The organism is Salipiger sp. H15, assembly GCF_040409955.1.
GTDB lineage: Bacteria > Pseudomonadota > Alphaproteobacteria > Rhodobacterales > Rhodobacteraceae > Salipiger.
In genome coordinates this window covers 2654009-2669898 of sequence record NZ_CP123384.1, presented here as the reverse complement: position 1 = coordinate 2669898, position 15890 = coordinate 2654009, and the positions used below count along the sequence as shown (strand labels likewise).

Sequence of the window (15890 nt, the reverse complement as noted above, 5' to 3'; positions counted from 1 at the left end):
GGAAGATGCGGGCGTCTCGCGCGGGGCGGCGGCTTGCATCGCCCCGCGATTCCCGCCATGTTCTGAACGAGTGTTCATTTCCGGGGTTGGGAGGCCCCGGAGCCGGCGGGAAAGGGAGGCCCCATGGAGTTTGCACCGAGCGAGGAACAGCAGGCGATCTTCGACATGGCGAAGGCCTTCGGGCAGGAGCACATCGCGCCCTTCGCCCGCGACTGGGAGGCGGCGGGCACGATCCCGCGCGATCTCTGGCCGAAGCTGGCGGAACTGGGCTTCGGCGGGCTCTACGTCTCGGAGGAAAGCGGCGGCTCGGGGCTGACCCGGCTCGACGCGACGCTGGTCTTCGAGGCGCTGAGCATGGCCTGCCCCTCGGTGGCGGCGTTCCTGTCGATCCACAACATGTGCGCGAAGATGATCGACGCCTACGGCTCCGAGGCGCTGAAGGCGCGGGTGCTGCCGGGCGCGCTGACCATGGAGACGGTGCTCTCCTATTGCCTGACCGAGCCCGGCTCGGGCTCTGACGCGGCGGCGCTGCGCACCCGCGCCGAGAAGAGCAACGACAGCTACCGGCTGACCGGCACCAAGGCCTTCATCTCGGGCGGCGGCTATTCGGATGCCTATCTCGTCATGTGCCGCACCGGTGAGGACGGGCCCAGGGGCATCTCGGCGATCCTCGTCGAGGACGGCACGCCGGGGCTCAGCTTCGGCGGGCTCGAGGACAAGATGGGCTGGAAGAGCCAGCCGACGCGGCAGGTGCAGCTCGACGGCTGCGAGGTGCCGCTCGGCAACCTGCTCGGCGAGGAGGGCAAGGGTTTTCGCTACGCCATGGCCGGGCTCGACGGCGGGCGGCTCAATATCTCGGCCTGCTCGCTCGGCGCGGCGCAGGCGGCGCTCGACGCGACGCTGGGCTACATGGCCGAGCGGCAGGCCTTCGGCCAGAGCCTCGACCAGTTCCAGGCGCTGCAGTTCCGCCTTGCCGACATGGAGATCGAGCTGCAGGCGGCCCGCGTCTTCCTGCGCCAGGCGGCCTGGAAGCTCGACACCGGCGCGCCCGACGCCACCAAGTTCTGCGCCATGGCGAAGAAATTCGTGACCGAGGCGGGCTCGCGCGTCGCCGACCAGTGCCTGCAGCTGCACGGCGGCTACGGCTATCTTGCCGACTACGGGATCGAGAAGCTGGTGCGCGACCTGCGGGTGCACCAGATCCTCGAGGGAACCAATGAAATCATGCGCATGATCACCGCGCGCAGCCTGATCGGAAACCGATGACCGACATCCTCACCCGCAAGTCCGGCCGCGCCGGGCATATCACGCTCACCCGCCCGCAGGCGCTGAACGCGCTCAGCTGGGAGATGTGCCTTGCGGCCGAGACGGCGCTCGACGCCTGGGCGGAGGATCCCGAGGTGGCGCTGGTCATCCTCGACGGGGAAGGTGAGCGGGCCTTCTGCGCCGGCGGCGACATCGCCGAGATGTACCGGCGCGGGCGCGAGGGCGACGTTGCCTTCGGTCGCCGCTTCTGGGCCGACGAGTACCGGATGAACGCCAAGCTCGCCGCCTACCCCAAGCCGATCGTCAGCTTCCTGCACGGCTTCATCATGGGCGGCGGCGTCGGGCTCGGCGGGCATTGCTCGCATCGGGTTGTGGGCGAGAGCGCGCAGGTCGCCATGCCCGAATGCGGCATCGGCTTCGTGCCGGACGTGGGCGGCTCCTACCTGCTGGCGCGCGCGCCGGGGAGGCTCGGCGCGCATCTCGCGCTGACCGCCGCGCGCATGGGCCCGGGGGATGCGATCCACGCGGGCTTCGCTGACCTCTTCGTGCCCGAGGCGGGCTGGGGACTGCTCAAGGAGCGGCTGATCGAGACCGGCGAGGTCTCGGCGCTCGAGGAGGCCGCGCGCCCTGCCCCGGTCAGCCCGATGGCGGCGGCGCGGGCGGAGATCGACGCGCTCTACGGCTCCGGCGAGCTGGTCGCGATCGAGGCGGCGCTGGCCGGTTCCGAGAGCGAACTCGCGCAGGCCGCGCTGAAGCAGGTCCGGCGCAACTCGCCGCTCTCGATGGCGACCTCGCTCGAGATGCTGGCACGGCTCGGCCCTCGCCCGCAGGACATCACCGCCGCGCTGGCGCAGGAATACCGCGTCGCCTTCCGCATCATGTCGGAGGGGGATTTCCTCGAGGGGGTGCGCGCGCAGCTCATCGACAAGGACCGCACGCCGCGCTGGGGCCAGGCGCTGGACGGCGTGCCGGCGGAGAAGGTCGCGGCGCTGCTGGCGCCGCTGGGAGAGGACGAGCTGGCGCTCTGAGCAAGGCGCTCCGGCGGCCGGTTCGACGGGTTCGAAGGGAGGAGAGAGACATGAAGATCGGGTTCATCGGGCTGGGCAACATGGGCGCGCCCATGGCCGCCAACCTCGTCGCCGCGGGGCACGAGGTGACGGGGTTCGACGTGGCGGGCGTCACGGTCGAAGGCGCGGCGCGGGCGGGCACGGCGGCCGAGGCGGCCTCGGGCGCGGAGGTGGTGATCACCATGCTGCCGAACGGCGCGATCCTGCGGGCCGTCGCGGGCGAGGTGATCCCGGCCATGGCGCCGGGCGCGGTGCTGCTCGACTGCTCGACCGTCGACGTCGAGAGCGCCCGCGCCGTGGCGGAAGAGGCGCAGGCGGCCGGGCTCGGCGCGCTCGACGCGCCGGTCTCTGGCGGCATCGGCGGCGCGGCGGCGGGCACGCTGACCTTCATTGTGGGCGGCGCGGACGCGGCCTTTGCCAAGGCAAGGCCGCTCTTCGACGTGATGGGCCAGAAGGCGGTGCATTGCGGCCCGTCGGGCAATGGCCAGGCGGCGAAGATCTGCAACAACATGATCCTCGGCGTGACGATGATCGCCACCTGCGAGGCCTTCGCGCTGGCCGACAAGCTCGGCCTCTCGCGCGAGGCGATGTTCGACGTGGTCTCGACCTCGTCGGGCTACAGCTGGTCGATGAACGCCTATTGCCCGGCGCCGGGCGTGGGGCCGAAATCGCCCGCCGACAACGGCTACAAGCCCGGATTTGCCGCCGAGCTCATGCTGAAGGACCTCGGGCTCTCGCAGCAGGCGGCCGAGGCGGCCGACGCCGACACGCCGATGGGCGCGCGGGCGCTCGAGCTCTACCGCGCCTTCGTCGAGGAGGAGGACGGGCGCGGCCGCGACTTCTCGGCCATGCTGCCGCGCTTCGAGGCGCGCGGTCGGAGCTGAACCCCGCGGCGGGAGGGGGCGCTGCCCCCTCTTCACCTTCGGTGAATTCACCCCCGGCGTATTTTCAAAGAGAAGAAGGGAAAGAGGCCGGGGATTGCTCTAGCGCTGCGGCGGCATTTCGGCATTTCGGGAAATCCCGAAATGCGCGGGTTTTGGGCTGGGCCCTGTCGCCAAGCCCCGCCGCGCCTGCTATGACGCGGCAAAGGACGGACCTCACATGACCACGCTCGATATCTTTTCAGACCCGATCTGCCCCTGGTGCTACATTGGCAAGGGCTTCCTCGACCGCGCGCTTGCCACGCAGCCGGGCCAGCCCTTCACCATCCGCTGGCGCCCCTTCATGCTCAATCCGCAGATGCCGGCAGGCGGCATGGACCGGCGGGCCTATCTCGAGGCGAAGTTCGGCGGCAAGGACGGCGCGGTGCAGGCCTACATGCCGGTCGCGGAGAAGGCCGCCGAGGCCGGGCTGGAGATCCACCTCGACCGGATCAAGGTCACGCCCTCGACTGTCGACGCGCACCGGCTGATCCACTGGGCCGATCTCGAAGGCGTGCAGACGCCGGTGGTCTCGGCGCTGTTCCGTGCCTATTTCGTCGACGGGCGAGACATCGGTGATGCCGAGGTCCTGGCCGACATCGCGGACAGCAGCGGGATGGACGGCTCGGTGGTGCAGCGGCTGCTGGCCACCGACGCGGACCGGCGCGAGATTGTCGAGATGGATGCCTCGGCGCGGGGCATGGGGGTGCAAGCAGTGCCCACCTTCGTGGTCGCCGGGCAGCACGCGGTTCCGGGCGCGCAGCCGACCGAGCTCTGGTCGCGGGTCATCGAGGAACTCGGGGCGCAGGCCTGAACCCGGGCGCGCCGAGGTCTTCCCGGCGCAGACCTGTGCGTGGCGCAACGCCGGTATGTGCGTGAATTGACCGCCCGACGCCTTCCGCGGCGTCGCTTTTCCGGCTAGCACTCGGGGGAGCCCTCTCCTCCCCGCCTGGCCGCGTCCGCCTCGGCCGCGGGGTCCTCCTGTCTAGGCCTGGATACCCATGACCTCCTCGAATTCCGCCGCCGCGCCTGTCGAGGCGAAGGCCCCGGGTCGCTTCGAACTCATCGCGCTGCTGGCGATGATGTTCGCGACCATCGCCTTTTCCATCGACGCCATGCTGCCCGCCCTGCCCGACATTGCGCGCGAGCTGACGCCGGGCGATCTCAACCGCGCGCAGCTGGTGGTGACGAGCTTCGTCTTCGGCATGGGTGTCGGGACGCTGTTCACCAGTCCGCTGTCGGACGCGTTCGGCCGCAAGCCGGTGATCCTTGGCGGGCTTGCCGTCTACATCGTGGCCGCGCTCGTCGCGGCGCGCGAGGAGACGCTGGAGATGGTGCTGGCGGCCCGCATGCTGCAGGGGCTCGGCGCCGCCGGGCCGCGGGTGGTGGCGCTGGCGATCGTGCGCGACGTCTATGCCGGGCGCGGGATGGCGCAGATCATGTCCTTCGTGATGATGGTCTTCACGCTCTTCCCGGCGCTCGCGCCCAGCATCGGCACGGTGATCATCCAGTTCGCCGGGTGGCGCGGCGTCTTCCTCGCCTTCGTTGTCTTCGCGAGCATCGTCGCGCTGTGGATGCTTATCCGCCTGCCCGAGACGCTGCCGCGCGAGCGTCGCCGCCCGTTCCGGGCCGGGCCGATCTGGTCGGCGACGAAGGAGCTTCTGGGCCATCCGGTCGTGCAGGTCTCGATCGGCGTGCAGGCGCTGGTGGCCGCGACGATGTTCTCGATGATCTCCTCGGTGCAGCAGATCTACGACGTGACCTACGACCAGGCGACCTATTTCCCGCTCTGGTTCGGAGGGGTCGCACTGCTCTCCGCCTCGGCGAGCTTCGTGAACGCCAAGCTGGTGGTGCGGCTCGGCATGCGGCGGATCGTGACGGCGGTGCTGGTGTCGCAGGTGGTCCTGTCGGCGATCGCGGTGCTGGTCTTTGCCAGCGTGCTGTCGGGGGATGCGGGGTTTGCGGCCTTCCTCCTTTGGCAGGTCTCGGTCTTCTTCATGATGGGCATGACGATGGGCAACGTGAACGCCATCGCCATGGAGCCGGTCGGGCATATCGCCGGGATCGCCTCGTCGCTGCTGGGCGCGCTGTCGACGGTTCTTGCCGTGGGGCTGGCGGTGCCGGTGGGGCTCATGTTCGACGGCACGCCGCTGCCGCTCGCCTGCGGGGTGTTTGTCGAGGTCTCGCTCGCGGCACTGCTCATGCTTCGCCTGAAAAAGCTCGAGGGTCGCGACCGCGGCTAAGACCGGGGGCGTCGCAGCGGAGCGGTGCTGCGCCTTCCTTCGAAGGCGCGGCGCATTCAGACAAGGGCGGCGTGTCATGCCCGGCGCGCCGTCCTTGATGTCATCCCCTCGGCGGCGTTGAGCCGGAAGACGGCCATGTCCCGGGCGAGATCGCGGGCATGGCCGCGCAGGCGCAGGCCCATCGCCGCCATCTCCTCGCTCAGTGCGGCGCTTTCCTGGGTCTGGCTGTCGAGCCGCGAGACGGCTTCCGAGAGGATCGAGAGCCGCTCGGACTGCCCCTTCGCGTCGTCCCTTATCTCGGCGATCATGTCGCTGACCGTGCTGACCGCGGTGACGATGGCCGAGAGCCGCCCGCCCGCCTCGTTCACCAGCTTCGCCCCTTCCGAGACCTGTTCCTCGCTGTCGAGGATCAGCTTCTTCACCCCCGCCGCGGCTTCGGAGGTGCGCTGCGCCAGCTGCCGGACCTCGGAGGCGACGACGGCAAAGCCCTTGCCCGACTCGCCGGCTCGCGCCGCCTCGACCCCGGCGTTGAGCGCGAGGAGGTTGGTCTGGAAGGAGATGTCGTCGATCAGGTCGATGATCTTGCCGACCTCGGACGAGCTCTGTTCGATCAGCCGCATGGCGGCGATGGCGCGGTCGGTGACCGTGCCGCCCTCCTCGGCGCTGTCGCGCGCGAGCCTAGCCTGTTCCGAGAGCTCGCCCGCCCGGCTTGCCGTGCCGCGCAGCGCCCCGGTGACGTCGGCCATGCCGCTGGCAGCGGTGCTGAGCTCCTGCGCCTGCCGCTCGCTGCGCATCGACAGGTCTCCGGTCACCTGCTCGAGGGCGCCGGCCTCCTCGTCGACCCCGTCGGCGGTGCGGCGGGCGCTGCCGAGCGCGTCGCGCAGCTGGGTGAGCGCGCGGTTGAAGTCCTGCCGCAGGGCTTCGAAGACGCCGTCCATCGGATCGTTCAGCGCACAGTCGAGGTCACGCTCGGCCAGGGCGTGGAAATGCCGCGAGAAGCGCGCGACCAGGTCCTGCGTCAGCTGCGCCGTGGCCTCGGCCCGCGCCCTGGCCTCGGCGGCGCGGTGGCTCTCGTCGGCGAGCTGCTCGGCGCTTTCGGCAAGCTGCTGGCGCCCGGCGTTGCGCTGCAGGATGGCGAGGGTGAGGATCAGCCCCTCCATGATCACGATGCCGCCGTGCAGCACCACGCGCATCACGTTCTCGACGAGGTCGGTCGAGGGGAAGACCAGCGCCGGCAGCAGCAGAACCAGCCCCAGATGCTGCGCCGCGACGAGCACGCAGCCGAAGATCAGCACGCTCACCCGCCCGAGGATCGAGATCCCGGCCAGCATCACGAAATAGACCATGTGCGTGTCGAGCTGCCAGGGGTGCAGCCGGTAGGCGGCGGTGAGCACCATGGCCTGCGCCAGCACGACCGCGGCGAGCACGTAGTCGGTCAGCCGGCCCTGCAACCGCATCGCGAGCGCGGCGACGGCAAGGAGCGCGCAGGAGGTCAGCGTGGCGGGCATGGTCACGTGGCCGAGGTAGAGGTCGGTGACCACGATGATCGGCATCAGCATGACGCCGAGCAGCACCAGCAGCATCTGTTCGGAGATGGCGCGCAGCCGCTCCTTGAGGCCCCCGGAGGCGGGTTGCGGGCGTTCGAACCTCATGACCGGCCCCCGCAGATCGAGGCCAGCACCGCGGCGTCGCGCGTGGCCCAGGCGCCGAGCGCGCCGAGCCGTGCCAATGGCGCGGGCCCGTCGAAGGAGGCCAGCGTGCCGAAGGGGGCCGAGACCGGCCCGACCGTCCGGCCGCCGGCGGCGCGGACCAGCGCGGGGGCGCCGGGCCCCCAGGGCGGCGCGATCACGAGGACCACGCCGGTGGCGCCGTCGCCGGGCGGAACCGCGCCCAGGGTCGCGACGATCCCGGCGCCGAGGCCGATACAAAGCACGAGTGCCAGCAGAAGCGCGGTCATGAAATCCTCAACTTTCTGTTCCATGACGCCTGCATAAGCGGCGAAGGTTTTCGAATTCGCTAATCACCCCCGGGAAATTTCGGGAAATTGAACGACGTCGCGGTATACGGTTGCATACCGATCTTCCCTCCCCGCGGCAAACGCGCTACATGCGCCGCAGCCGACTCAGCCATCGAAAGGGACACCCATGTCGAAGATCAAGGTCGAGAACCCCATCGTCGAGATGGACGGGGACGAGATGACCCGGATCATCTGGGACTTCATCAAGAAGAAACTGATCCTGCCCTACCTGGACGTCGATCTGCTCTACTACGATCTCGGGATCGAGGAGCGCGACCGCACCGAGGATCAGATCACCATCGACGCGGCCGAGAAGACGCGCGAGATCGGCGTGGCCGTCAAATGCGCGACGATCACCCCCGACGAGGCGCGGGTCGAGGAATTCGGCCTCAAGAAGATGTGGAAATCGCCCAACGGCACGATCCGCAACATCCTCGGCGGCGTCGTCTTCCGCCAGCCGATCATCTGCCGCAACGTGCCGCGCCTCGTGCCCGGCTGGACGCGCCCCATCGTCATTGGTCGCCATGCCTTCGGCGACCAGTACAAGGCCACCGACTTCACCTTCCCCGGTGCCGGCACGCTGACGATGAAATTCGTCGGCGAGGACGGCACGGTGATCGAGAAGGAGGTCTACAAGGCCCCCTCCGCCGGCGTCTACCAGGCGATGTACAACCTCGACAGCTCGATCATCGACTTCGCCCGGGCCTCGTTCAACTACGGGCTGATGATGGGCTGGCCGGTGTACCTGTCGACCAAGAACACCATCCTCAAGGCCTATGACGGTCGCTTCAAGGACCTCTTCCAGCAGGTCTTCGAGGAGGAATTCGCCGAGGAGTTCAAGAAGAAGAAGATCTGGTACGAGCACCGGCTGATCGACGACATGGTGGCCTGCGCCATGAAGTGGAACGGCGGTTTCGTCTGGGCCTGCAAGAACTACGACGGCGACGTGCAGTCCGACACCGTGGCGCAGGGCTTCGGCTCGCTCGGCCTGATGACCTCGCAGCTGATGACGCCGGACGGAAAGATCGTCGAGGCCGAGGCCGCGCATGGCACCGTCACCCGCCACTACCGCCAGCACCAGGCGGGCCAGGCGACCTCGACCAACTCGATCGCCTCGATCTTCGCCTGGACCGGCGGCCTCAAGCACCGCGCCAAGCTCGACGCCAACGCGCAGCTGATGAACTTCGCCGAGACGCTCGAGAAGGTGGTGGTGCAGACCGTGGAATCGGGCTGGATGACCAAGGACCTCGCGCTGCTCGTCGGGCCGGACCAGAAGTGGCTGACCACCATGGGCTTCCTCGAGAAAGTCGACCAGAACCTCAACAAGGCGCTCGGCACGGCCTGAGCCGCCAAGATGCGTCGCGTTGCGAAGCGGGCCCCCGGGCCCGCTTTTTGTTTCTGGCGGGAGCGGGCTCGCCGTCTTTCTGGCGGCCTCTAAGCTGCGGACCCGCCGAAGGGCGGAAGTGTTTGACCCCGTGCCGCGCGCGCGGCACCCTCGGGGCATTCAATGACCAAGCCATTTCTGGATCGGAGGCCCCATGCCCCTGCGCACCGCCTGTGCCGCCTGCCTGCTCGCCCTTCTCGCCCTGCCCGCCCATGCCGCCTGGACCCTGTCGCAGGGCAATGGCGCGGCGGCGATGAGCCAGTCCGCCGGCGCGACGAAGATCACCTTCTCCTGCAGCCGCAGCCACCCGGACAGCGTGACCGTGAGTTTCGAGCCGTGGCGCGGTGCCGCGCCGGCGGCCGTCATGCTCTGGATCGAGCTGCCCGACGGGCGCAACGACCGCCAGTCGATGGATCTCATCGCCGCCGACCGCGCTGCGCATTTCGCGCTTATGACCTCCTCGATGGTGCTCGGCAACCTGCAGCAGGCGGCCGCGCTCAGCTTCACCGACGGCGGCACCGAACTTGCCCGGACCGACGCGCGCGGCACCGGTGCCTTCCGCCTCGCGGTGCAGGAGCAGTGCCGGTTCTGAGCCGCGCCGCACGCCGCCCTGCCGGGTTTTCAGGCAGCCGCCCCGGCTGACGCTGCGCCGCAGCGAATGGCTCTTGACCTTCGCAATAAAGGTCAGCATTCCTGCCCCATGCTCCTCCTCGATAGCCCCCCTCCCGATCGACACACGCTGTGGGAAGACGTCCACGGCATCCTCGTCGGCACCACGCTCGTCGCGCTTGGGATCCAGTTCCTGCGCGCCTCCGGGCTGTTCACCGGCCAGGTCGCCGGCCTCGCGCTGGTGCTGGGAGAGCCCACCGGCCTGCGCTTCGGCCTGCTTTTCTTCCTGATGAACGCGCCCTTCTACATCCTCGCGGTGAAGCAGCTGGGCTGGCGCTTCACCATCAAGAGCTTCATCTCGGTCGTGCTGATGTCGAGCATGGTCGACCTCATGCCGCAGGCGCTGCACCTCGAGATCTCGCAGCCGCTCGCCGCCGCGCTCTTCGGGGTCTGCGCCGGGCTCGGGCTGCTCTCGCTCTTTCGCCACGGCGCGACGCTGGGCGGGGTCGGCATCGTGGCGCTCTGGCTGCAGGACACGCGCGGGATCAAGGCGGGCTACATCCAGCTCGGCTTCGACCTGCTGGTCTTCGCCTCGGCCTTCCTGTTCTTCCAGCCGGTGCAGGTGCTCTGGTCGCTCGTCGGCGCGATCATCCTCAACGCGCTCATCGCCATCAACCACCGCCGCGACCGATACATCGCGCGCTCCTGAGTGTTTCGGGCTGGTCCCGGCGGCAAAGGGCTGGCACTGAAGGGCAAACCCCTGCCCGAGGTCGTCCCGATGCCGCCAGCCAAGCCCCGCCGCGCCCTTCATCTTTCCCCAAGTACTCCCGCCGGAGGCGCCGTATGCCCGCGCTGATGCTGCAGGGTACCGGCTCGAACGTCGGCAAGTCGATGCTGGTCGCCGGGCTCTGCCGCGCCGCGCTGCGCCGGGGCATCAGGGTGGCGCCGTTCAAGCCGCAGAACATGTCGAACAATGCCGCCGTGACCGCCGACGGCGGCGAGATCGGCCGGGCACAGGCGTTGCAGGCGCGGGCCTGCGGGCTCGAGTCGATGACCGACATGAACCCGGTGCTGCTGAAACCCGAGAGCGACATGGGCGCGCAGGTGATCCTGCAGGGCCAGCGCATCGCCACCACGCAGGCGCGCGACTACGGCGGGCTGCGCGAACGGCTGATGGCGGGCGTGCTGGAGAGTTTCGAACGGCTGAAGGCGTCCCATGACCTCGTGCTGGTCGAGGGCGCGGGCAGCCCGGCCGAGGTCAACCTGCGCGCCCGCGACATCGCCAACATGGGCTTTGCCCGGGCGGCGGACGTGCCCGTGGTGCTCGCCGGTGACATCGACCGTGGCGGGGTGATCGCGCAGGTCGTCGGCACACAGGCGGTCATCGATCCCGAGGATGCCGTGCTGGTGAAAGGCTTCCTGATCAACAAGTTCCGCGGCGATCCTCGACTTTTCGACGACGGCTACGCGCTGATCGAGGCGACCACCGGCTGGCGCGGCTTCGGCGTGCTGCCGTGGTTCCGCGACGCGCACCTGCTGCCCGCGGAGGACGCGCTCGACCTGCCCCGCCGGTCGCGCGACCGCGGCCTCAAGGTGGTCTGCCTCGCGCTCTCGCGCATCGCCAATTTCGACGATCTCGACCCGCTGGTGCAGGAGCCGGGCGTGTCGCTCTCGATGATCGGGCCGGGCGAGGTGATCCCCGGCGACGCGGACCTCGTGATCCTTCCCGGCAGCAAGTCCACCCGCGGCGATCTCGCCTTCCTGCGCGCGCAGGGCTGGGACGTCGACCTTGCCGCCCATGTCCGGCGCGGCGGCCACGTGCTGGGGATCTGCGGCGGCTACCAGATGCTCGGGCGCAGCATCGCCGACCCCGGCGGGATCGAGGGGCCCGCGGGCAGAGATCCGGGCCTCGGCTTGCTCGAGGTCGACTCGGTGATGACCCCCGACAAGCGCCTCACCCGCGTGTGCGCGACCCACGCCGCGAGCGGGCTGCCGATCGAGGGCTACGAGATCCACATCGGCCGCACCGAGGGCCCGGACTGCGCCCGCCCCTTCGCGCATCTCGATGCTGCGCCCGAGGGCGCGACTTCGGCGGATGGCCGCGTCACCGGCAGCTACCTGCACGGGCTCTTCGCCGATGACGCCTTCCGCGCCGCCTGGCTCGAGGGGCTCGGCGTGCCGCGCAGCGGGCAGCGCTACGGCGCGAAGGTGGAGGCGGTGCTCGACGCGCTGGCCGACCACATGGAGGCGCATCTCGACGTCGAGGGCCTGCTCGCATTGGCGCGCTGATCCGCCCTGACAAAGGAAAACGCCCCCCGGTCTCCCGGAGGGCGCCACATCCCTGCCGCCGGCGGTCAGGCGGCCTGCGCCACCGCCCGCTTGGTCAGCACGCCGATCAGGTGCGCGCGGTAGGCGGCCGAGCCGTGCAGGTCGGTCATCAGCCCGTCCGCATCGACCGTCAGCCCGTCGAGCGCGGCGGCGGAGAAGTCGCCCGACAGCGCCTCCTCGGCCTCGGTCCAGCGGAAGACGCCGCCCTCCGAGGCGCCGGTGACCGCCACGCGCACCCCGTCCGCGAACTTGGCGACGAAGACGCCGACCAGCGCGAAGCGCGAGGCGGGCTGCTCGAACTTGATGTAGGCGGCCTTCTCGGGGACCGGGAACTTCACCGCGGTGATGATCTCGCCATCCTCGAGCGCCGTGGTGAACAGGCCCTCGAAGAAGTCATCCGCCGCGATCTCGCGGTTGGCGGTGACGATGGTCGCCCCCGAGGCCAGCGCCGCCGCCGGGTAGCAGGCCGCCGGGTCGTTGTTGGCAAGGCTGCCGCCGACGGTGCCGCGGTTGCGCACCGCCGGATCGCCGATGTTGCCCGCCAGCGCGGAAAGCGCCGGGTAGCTCGCCGCCGCCTCGCGCGCCACGGTGCCATGGGTGGTGCCGCCGCCGATGGTGACCACGCCACCCGCGCTCGACACGCCCTTGATCTCGTCGATCGAGGCGAGGCTCACCAGCACCGACGGCGCCGCCAGCCGCTGCTTCAGCGAGGGGATCAGCGTCTGCCCGCCCCCGAGCGCCTGCGCCTCTTCCTCGCCGAGCGCTGTGATGGCCTCGGCCACGCTCTTGGGTCTCACGATCTCGAAGCTGTACATCTACTTCCTCCTGGCGAAGGGCGAGCTGCCGGTCGCGGCGCCTCAACCCTTTCATCTTTCTCCAAATACTCACCTTCCCCGGCGCAAGATGCAAGCGCCTGCGCCGGGGAAAGGCTCAGCCCTGCATGGCCTGCCAGACGCGGTGCGGCGAGACCGGCATGTCGATATGCGCCACGGCGTGCCCTGCGTGGTTCAGCGCGTCGAGCACGGCGTTCACCACCGCGGGCGGCGAGCCGATGGCCCCGGCCTCGCCGCAGCCCTTCACCCCCAGCGGGTTGTGGGTGCAGGGCGTGGCGCAGCTGTGGTCCACCATGTAGAAAGGCACGTCCGAGGCGCGCGGCATGGCGTAATCCATGTAGCTCGCCGACAGCAGCTGGCCGTTCTCGTCGTAGACGCAGCTTTCCAGCAGCGCCTGGCCGATGCCCTGGGCAAGCCCGCCGTGCACCTGCCCCTCGACGATCATCGGGTTCACCACGTTACCGAAGTCGTCGGCGGCGGCGAACCGCTCGATGGTGACCTTGCCGGTGTCGGGATCGACCTCCACCTCGCAGGCATAGGCGCCGGCGGGATAGGTGAAGTTCGCCGGATCATAGAAGGCGGTCTCCTCGAGCCCGGGCTCGATCTCGGTGAGCGGGTAGTTGTGCGGCACGTAGGCGGCCAGCGTCACGTCGCCCCAGGCCACCGACTTGTCGGTGCCCGCGACCGAGAAGCGGCCGTCCTTGAGCTCGATGTCGCCCTCCGAGGCCTCCATCAGGTGGGCCGCGATCTTCTTGGCCTTGTTGATGATCTTCTCGGTGGCACGGACCATGGCCGAGCCGCAGACCGCAAGGCTGCGCGAGCCGTAGGTGCCCATGCCGAAGGGAATCTTCGAGGTGTCGCCATGGACGATCTCGATCATGCTCTCGTCGATGCCGAGCATGTCGGCCACCACCTGCGGGAAGGCGGTCTCGTGCCCCTGCCCGTGGCTGTGCGCGCCGACCATGACCGAGATCGAGCCGGTGGCGTTCACCCGCACGGTGGCGGCATCATAGAGCCCCGCGCGCGCGCCGAGCTGCCCGACGAGGTTCGACGGCGCGATGCCGCAGGCCTCGATGTAGCAGTTGACGCCAAGCCCGCGCAGCTTGCCCTTGGCCTCGCTCTCCGCGCGGCGGGCGGCGAAGCCGGGGACGTCGATCATCTCCTCGAGCTTGTCCATGGTCGCGACGTAGTTGCCGGTGTCGTATTCCACCGCCACCGGGGTCGCGTAGGGGAAACTCTCGATGAAGTTCTGACGGCGCAGCTTGATCGGGTCGACGCCGAGCTCGCGCGCCGCCTTGTCGACCAGCCGCTCGAGCTGGAAGGTCGCCTCGGGACGGCCCGCGCCGCGGTAGGCGTCGACCGGCACGGTGTTGGTGAAGACCGCCTTCACGTTCACCTGGATCGCCGGGGTCCTGTAGTTGCCGGCCATGAGCGTGCCGTGCAGCCAGGTCGGCACCGAGCTGGCGAAGGTCGACAGATACGCGCCCATGTTGGCCAGCGTGTCGGTGCGGATGCCGGTGAAGTTGTTGTCCGCGTCGAGCGCCAGCTCGATCTTCGTCACGTGGTCACGGCCATGCGCGTCGGACATGAAGGCCTCGGAGCGGGTCGCGGTCCATTTTACCGGACGGTTGATCTGCCGCGCCGCGAAGGTGACGAAGGCCTCCTCGGCATAGTGGAAGATCTTGGTGCCGAAGCCGCCGCCCACGTCGGGCGCGACCACGCGCAGCTTGTGCTCGGGGATGCCCAGCACGAAGGCGCCCATCAGCAGGCGGATCACGTGCGGGTTCTGCGAGGTGGTATAGAGCGTGGTCTCGTCGTTGGCGCGGGCGTATTCCGCCACCGCGACGCGCGGCTCCATCGGGTTGGCGACGAGGCGGTTGTTGACCAGCTCGAGCGTGGTGACATGCGCGGCCTCGGCAAAGGCCTTGTCCACCGCCGCCTGGTCCGAGCCGAACTGCCAGTCGTAGCAGAGGTTGTCGGAAAGATCGTCATGCACCCTGGCCGAATCCGCGCCGAGCGCCGCGCGCATGTCGACGACCGCGGGCAGTTCCTCGATCTCGAGCTCGATCGCCTCGGCCGCGTCGCGGGCCTGGTCGAGCGTCTCGGCGATCACCGCGCAGATCGGATCGCCGACGTGGCGCACCTTGCCCTGCGCGAGCACCGGGTGGGCCGGCTCCTTCATCGGCTGGCCGTTCTTGTCGGTCACCAGCCAGCCGCAGGGCAGCCCGCCGACGCCCTCGAAATCCTTGCCGGTGAAGATCCGCACGACCCCCGGCATCGCCTCGGCGGCGCTGGTGTCGATCGAGACGATCTTCCCGTGCGCCACGTCCGAGCGCAGGAAGTGGCAGTAGGTCTGCCCGTAGACGTTGATGTCGTCGGTGTACTTGCCGGCCCCGGTCAGGAAGCGCACGTCCTCGCGCCGCTTCTGGGCCGCTCCGATGCCATGATCCTTCGGCATGGGGTCTCCTCCCTCATATGCCGGCGGGAAAGGTCCGTCTCAACGGCCTTGCACCGCCTTGAACTCCACATCCGGCGGCCTCCATGCCCGCCGGTCCCTGCGTCGCCGGTGGCGATCTCCCGTCCGCCTCCGGCCGTCAAAGGCGCTGCATCGCGCCTTTCATCTTTCCGCAAATACTCATGGCACCGCGTCTCCCCACGCGCCGCCTGGGGTCAACGCGCGCCTCACTCGGCGGCGATGCTGCTCACGTCCTGGCCGCTCGCGGCGAGGATCGCCTTGACGATGTTGTGATAGCCGGTGCAGCGGCAGATGTTGCCCTCGAGATAGTGCCGCACCTCGGCCTCGCTGGGCTTGGGGTTCTCCTTCAGCAGCGCCGCCGCCGACATCACCATGCCCGGAGTGCAGAAGCCGCACTGCAGCCCGTGGTGGTCCTGGAAGGCCTGCTGGATCACGTTGAGCGAGCCGTCGGCATTGGCCTGGCCCTCGATCGTGCCCACCTCGGCGCCGTCGCATTCCGCGGCGAAGATGGTGCAGCCCTTCACGTTCGCGCCGTTGACGTGGATGTTGCAGGCGCCGCATTGCGAGGTGTCGCAGCCCACGTGGGTGCCCGTCAGATGCAGCTCGTCACGCAGAAACTCGGTCATGAGCATGTTGCCCCTGACCTCCTTCGAGACGGTCTTGCCGTTCACCGTCATCGTTACCTTGGTCATACGTACCCTCCCTGGGATGACTGTTCGGTTGTCGGTCGGTTCCACTCTGGCACGG

14 protein-coding genes are annotated in these 15890 nt (G+C 69.3%); 9 read left to right on the top strand and 5 right to left on the bottom strand.

Annotation, left to right across the window (positions count from 1 at the left end; genetic code table 11):
* Positions 1-123 precede the first annotated feature (123 nt).
* From PVT71_RS12905 to PVT71_RS12885, 5 genes are all read left to right on the top strand, one after another.
* A complete protein-coding gene (locus tag PVT71_RS12905; RefSeq protein WP_353472192.1) occupies positions 124-1266 on the top strand; it encodes an acyl-CoA dehydrogenase family protein in 1143 nt (380 codons plus the stop codon).
* Entirely contained in the window at positions 1263-2294 is a 1032-nt protein-coding gene (locus tag PVT71_RS12900) for an enoyl-CoA hydratase/isomerase family protein (protein ID WP_353472191.1), read from the top strand. Before PVT71_RS12905 ends, PVT71_RS12900 begins: the two co-directional genes overlap by 4 nt.
* Before the next feature lie 50 nt (positions 2295-2344).
* A complete protein-coding gene (gene mmsB / locus PVT71_RS12895) occupies positions 2345-3217 on the top strand; it encodes a 3-hydroxyisobutyrate dehydrogenase (RefSeq protein WP_353472190.1) in 873 nt (290 codons plus the stop codon).
* A 217-nt stretch (positions 3218-3434) separates the two neighbouring features.
* The gene (locus PVT71_RS12890; protein ID WP_353472189.1) at positions 3435-4067 is read left to right on the top strand and encodes a DsbA family oxidoreductase; all 633 of its coding nucleotides are present in this window, start codon (positions 3435-3437) and stop codon (positions 4065-4067) included.
* 187 nt (positions 4068-4254) lie between these two features.
* A complete protein-coding gene (locus tag PVT71_RS12885) occupies positions 4255-5496 on the top strand; it encodes a multidrug effflux MFS transporter (RefSeq protein ID WP_353472188.1) in 1242 nt (413 codons plus the stop codon).
* Between the two features lie 74 nt (positions 5497-5570).
* Here the strand turns inward: PVT71_RS12885 and PVT71_RS12880 are convergent, their stop codons facing one another.
* Both PVT71_RS12880 and PVT71_RS12875 read right to left on the bottom strand, forming a co-directional pair.
* Positions 5571-7148: a methyl-accepting chemotaxis protein gene (locus PVT71_RS12880; protein ID WP_353472187.1), complete on the bottom strand. Its 1578-nt coding sequence runs from the start codon at positions 7146-7148 to the stop codon at positions 5571-5573.
* Positions 7145-7477: a hypothetical protein gene (locus PVT71_RS12875; RefSeq protein ID WP_353472186.1), complete on the bottom strand. Its 333-nt coding sequence runs from the start codon at positions 7475-7477 to the stop codon at positions 7145-7147. The genes PVT71_RS12880 and PVT71_RS12875 overlap by 4 nt, the downstream gene beginning before the upstream one ends.
* A gap of 163 nt (positions 7478-7640) precedes the next feature.
* Here PVT71_RS12875 and PVT71_RS12870 point away from each other — a divergent pair, with 163 nt between their 5' ends.
* From PVT71_RS12870 to PVT71_RS12855, 4 genes are all read left to right on the top strand, one after another.
* Positions 7641-8858 (top strand): NADP-dependent isocitrate dehydrogenase, encoded by a 1218-nt coding sequence (locus PVT71_RS12870; protein WP_353472185.1) that lies wholly within the window; start codon positions 7641-7643, stop codon positions 8856-8858.
* 193 nt (positions 8859-9051) lie between these two features.
* A complete protein-coding gene (locus tag PVT71_RS12865; RefSeq protein WP_353472184.1) occupies positions 9052-9489 on the top strand; it encodes a hypothetical protein in 438 nt (145 codons plus the stop codon).
* Positions 9490-9597: 108 nt separating this feature from the next.
* Positions 9598-10215 (top strand): YitT family protein, encoded by a 618-nt coding sequence (locus PVT71_RS12860; RefSeq protein ID WP_353472183.1) that lies wholly within the window; start codon positions 9598-9600, stop codon positions 10213-10215.
* 134 nt (positions 10216-10349) lie between these two features.
* The gene (locus PVT71_RS12855) at positions 10350-11795 is read left to right on the top strand and encodes a cobyric acid synthase (protein WP_353472182.1); all 1446 of its coding nucleotides are present in this window, start codon (positions 10350-10352) and stop codon (positions 11793-11795) included.
* A gap of 65 nt (positions 11796-11860) precedes the next feature.
* Here the strand turns inward: PVT71_RS12855 and PVT71_RS12850 are convergent, their stop codons facing one another.
* The 3 genes from PVT71_RS12850 to PVT71_RS12840 form a co-directional block, all read right to left on the bottom strand.
* On the bottom strand, positions 11861-12649 hold the full coding sequence (locus tag PVT71_RS12850; RefSeq protein ID WP_353472181.1) for an FAD binding domain-containing protein: 789 nt from the start codon (positions 12647-12649) through the stop codon (positions 11861-11863).
* A 115-nt stretch (positions 12650-12764) separates the two neighbouring features.
* Complete coding sequence (locus PVT71_RS12845; RefSeq protein WP_353472180.1) at positions 12765-15125, bottom strand: xanthine dehydrogenase family protein molybdopterin-binding subunit; 2361 nt, start codon at positions 15123-15125, stop codon at positions 12765-12767.
* 224 nt (positions 15126-15349) lie between these two features.
* The gene (locus tag PVT71_RS12840) at positions 15350-15835 is read right to left on the bottom strand and encodes a (2Fe-2S)-binding protein (RefSeq protein WP_353472179.1); all 486 of its coding nucleotides are present in this window, start codon (positions 15833-15835) and stop codon (positions 15350-15352) included.
* Positions 15836-15890 lie beyond the last annotated feature (55 nt).

Coding starts and splice junctions, on each gene's coding strand:
- PVT71_RS12860 (WP_353472183.1), top strand. CDS start 9,598: ATGCTCCTCCTCGATAGCCCCCCTCCCGATCGACACACGCTGTGGGAA.
- PVT71_RS12865 (WP_353472184.1), top strand. CDS start 9,052: ATGCCCCTGCGCACCGCCTGTGCCGCCTGCCTGCTCGCCCTTCTCGCC.
- PVT71_RS12855 (WP_353472182.1), top strand. CDS start 10,350: ATGCCCGCGCTGATGCTGCAGGGTACCGGCTCGAACGTCGGCAAGTCG.
- PVT71_RS12890 (WP_353472189.1), top strand. CDS start 3,435: ATGACCACGCTCGATATCTTTTCAGACCCGATCTGCCCCTGGTGCTAC.
- PVT71_RS12880 (WP_353472187.1), bottom strand. CDS start 7,148: ATGAGGTTCGAACGCCCGCAACCCGCCTCCGGGGGCCTCAAGGAGCGG.
- PVT71_RS12845 (WP_353472180.1), bottom strand. CDS start 15,125: ATGCCGAAGGATCATGGCATCGGAGCGGCCCAGAAGCGGCGCGAGGAC.
- PVT71_RS12850 (WP_353472181.1), bottom strand. CDS start 12,649: ATGTACAGCTTCGAGATCGTGAGACCCAAGAGCGTGGCCGAGGCCATC.
- PVT71_RS12905 (WP_353472192.1), top strand. CDS start 124: ATGGAGTTTGCACCGAGCGAGGAACAGCAGGCGATCTTCGACATGGCG.
- PVT71_RS12900 (WP_353472191.1), top strand. CDS start 1,263: ATGACCGACATCCTCACCCGCAAGTCCGGCCGCGCCGGGCATATCACG.
- mmsB (WP_353472190.1), top strand. CDS start 2,345: ATGAAGATCGGGTTCATCGGGCTGGGCAACATGGGCGCGCCCATGGCC.
- PVT71_RS12875 (WP_353472186.1), bottom strand. CDS start 7,477: ATGGAACAGAAAGTTGAGGATTTCATGACCGCGCTTCTGCTGGCACTC.
- PVT71_RS12885 (WP_353472188.1), top strand. CDS start 4,255: ATGACCTCCTCGAATTCCGCCGCCGCGCCTGTCGAGGCGAAGGCCCCG.
- PVT71_RS12840 (WP_353472179.1), bottom strand. CDS start 15,835: ATGACCAAGGTAACGATGACGGTGAACGGCAAGACCGTCTCGAAGGAG.
- PVT71_RS12870 (WP_353472185.1), top strand. CDS start 7,641: ATGTCGAAGATCAAGGTCGAGAACCCCATCGTCGAGATGGACGGGGAC.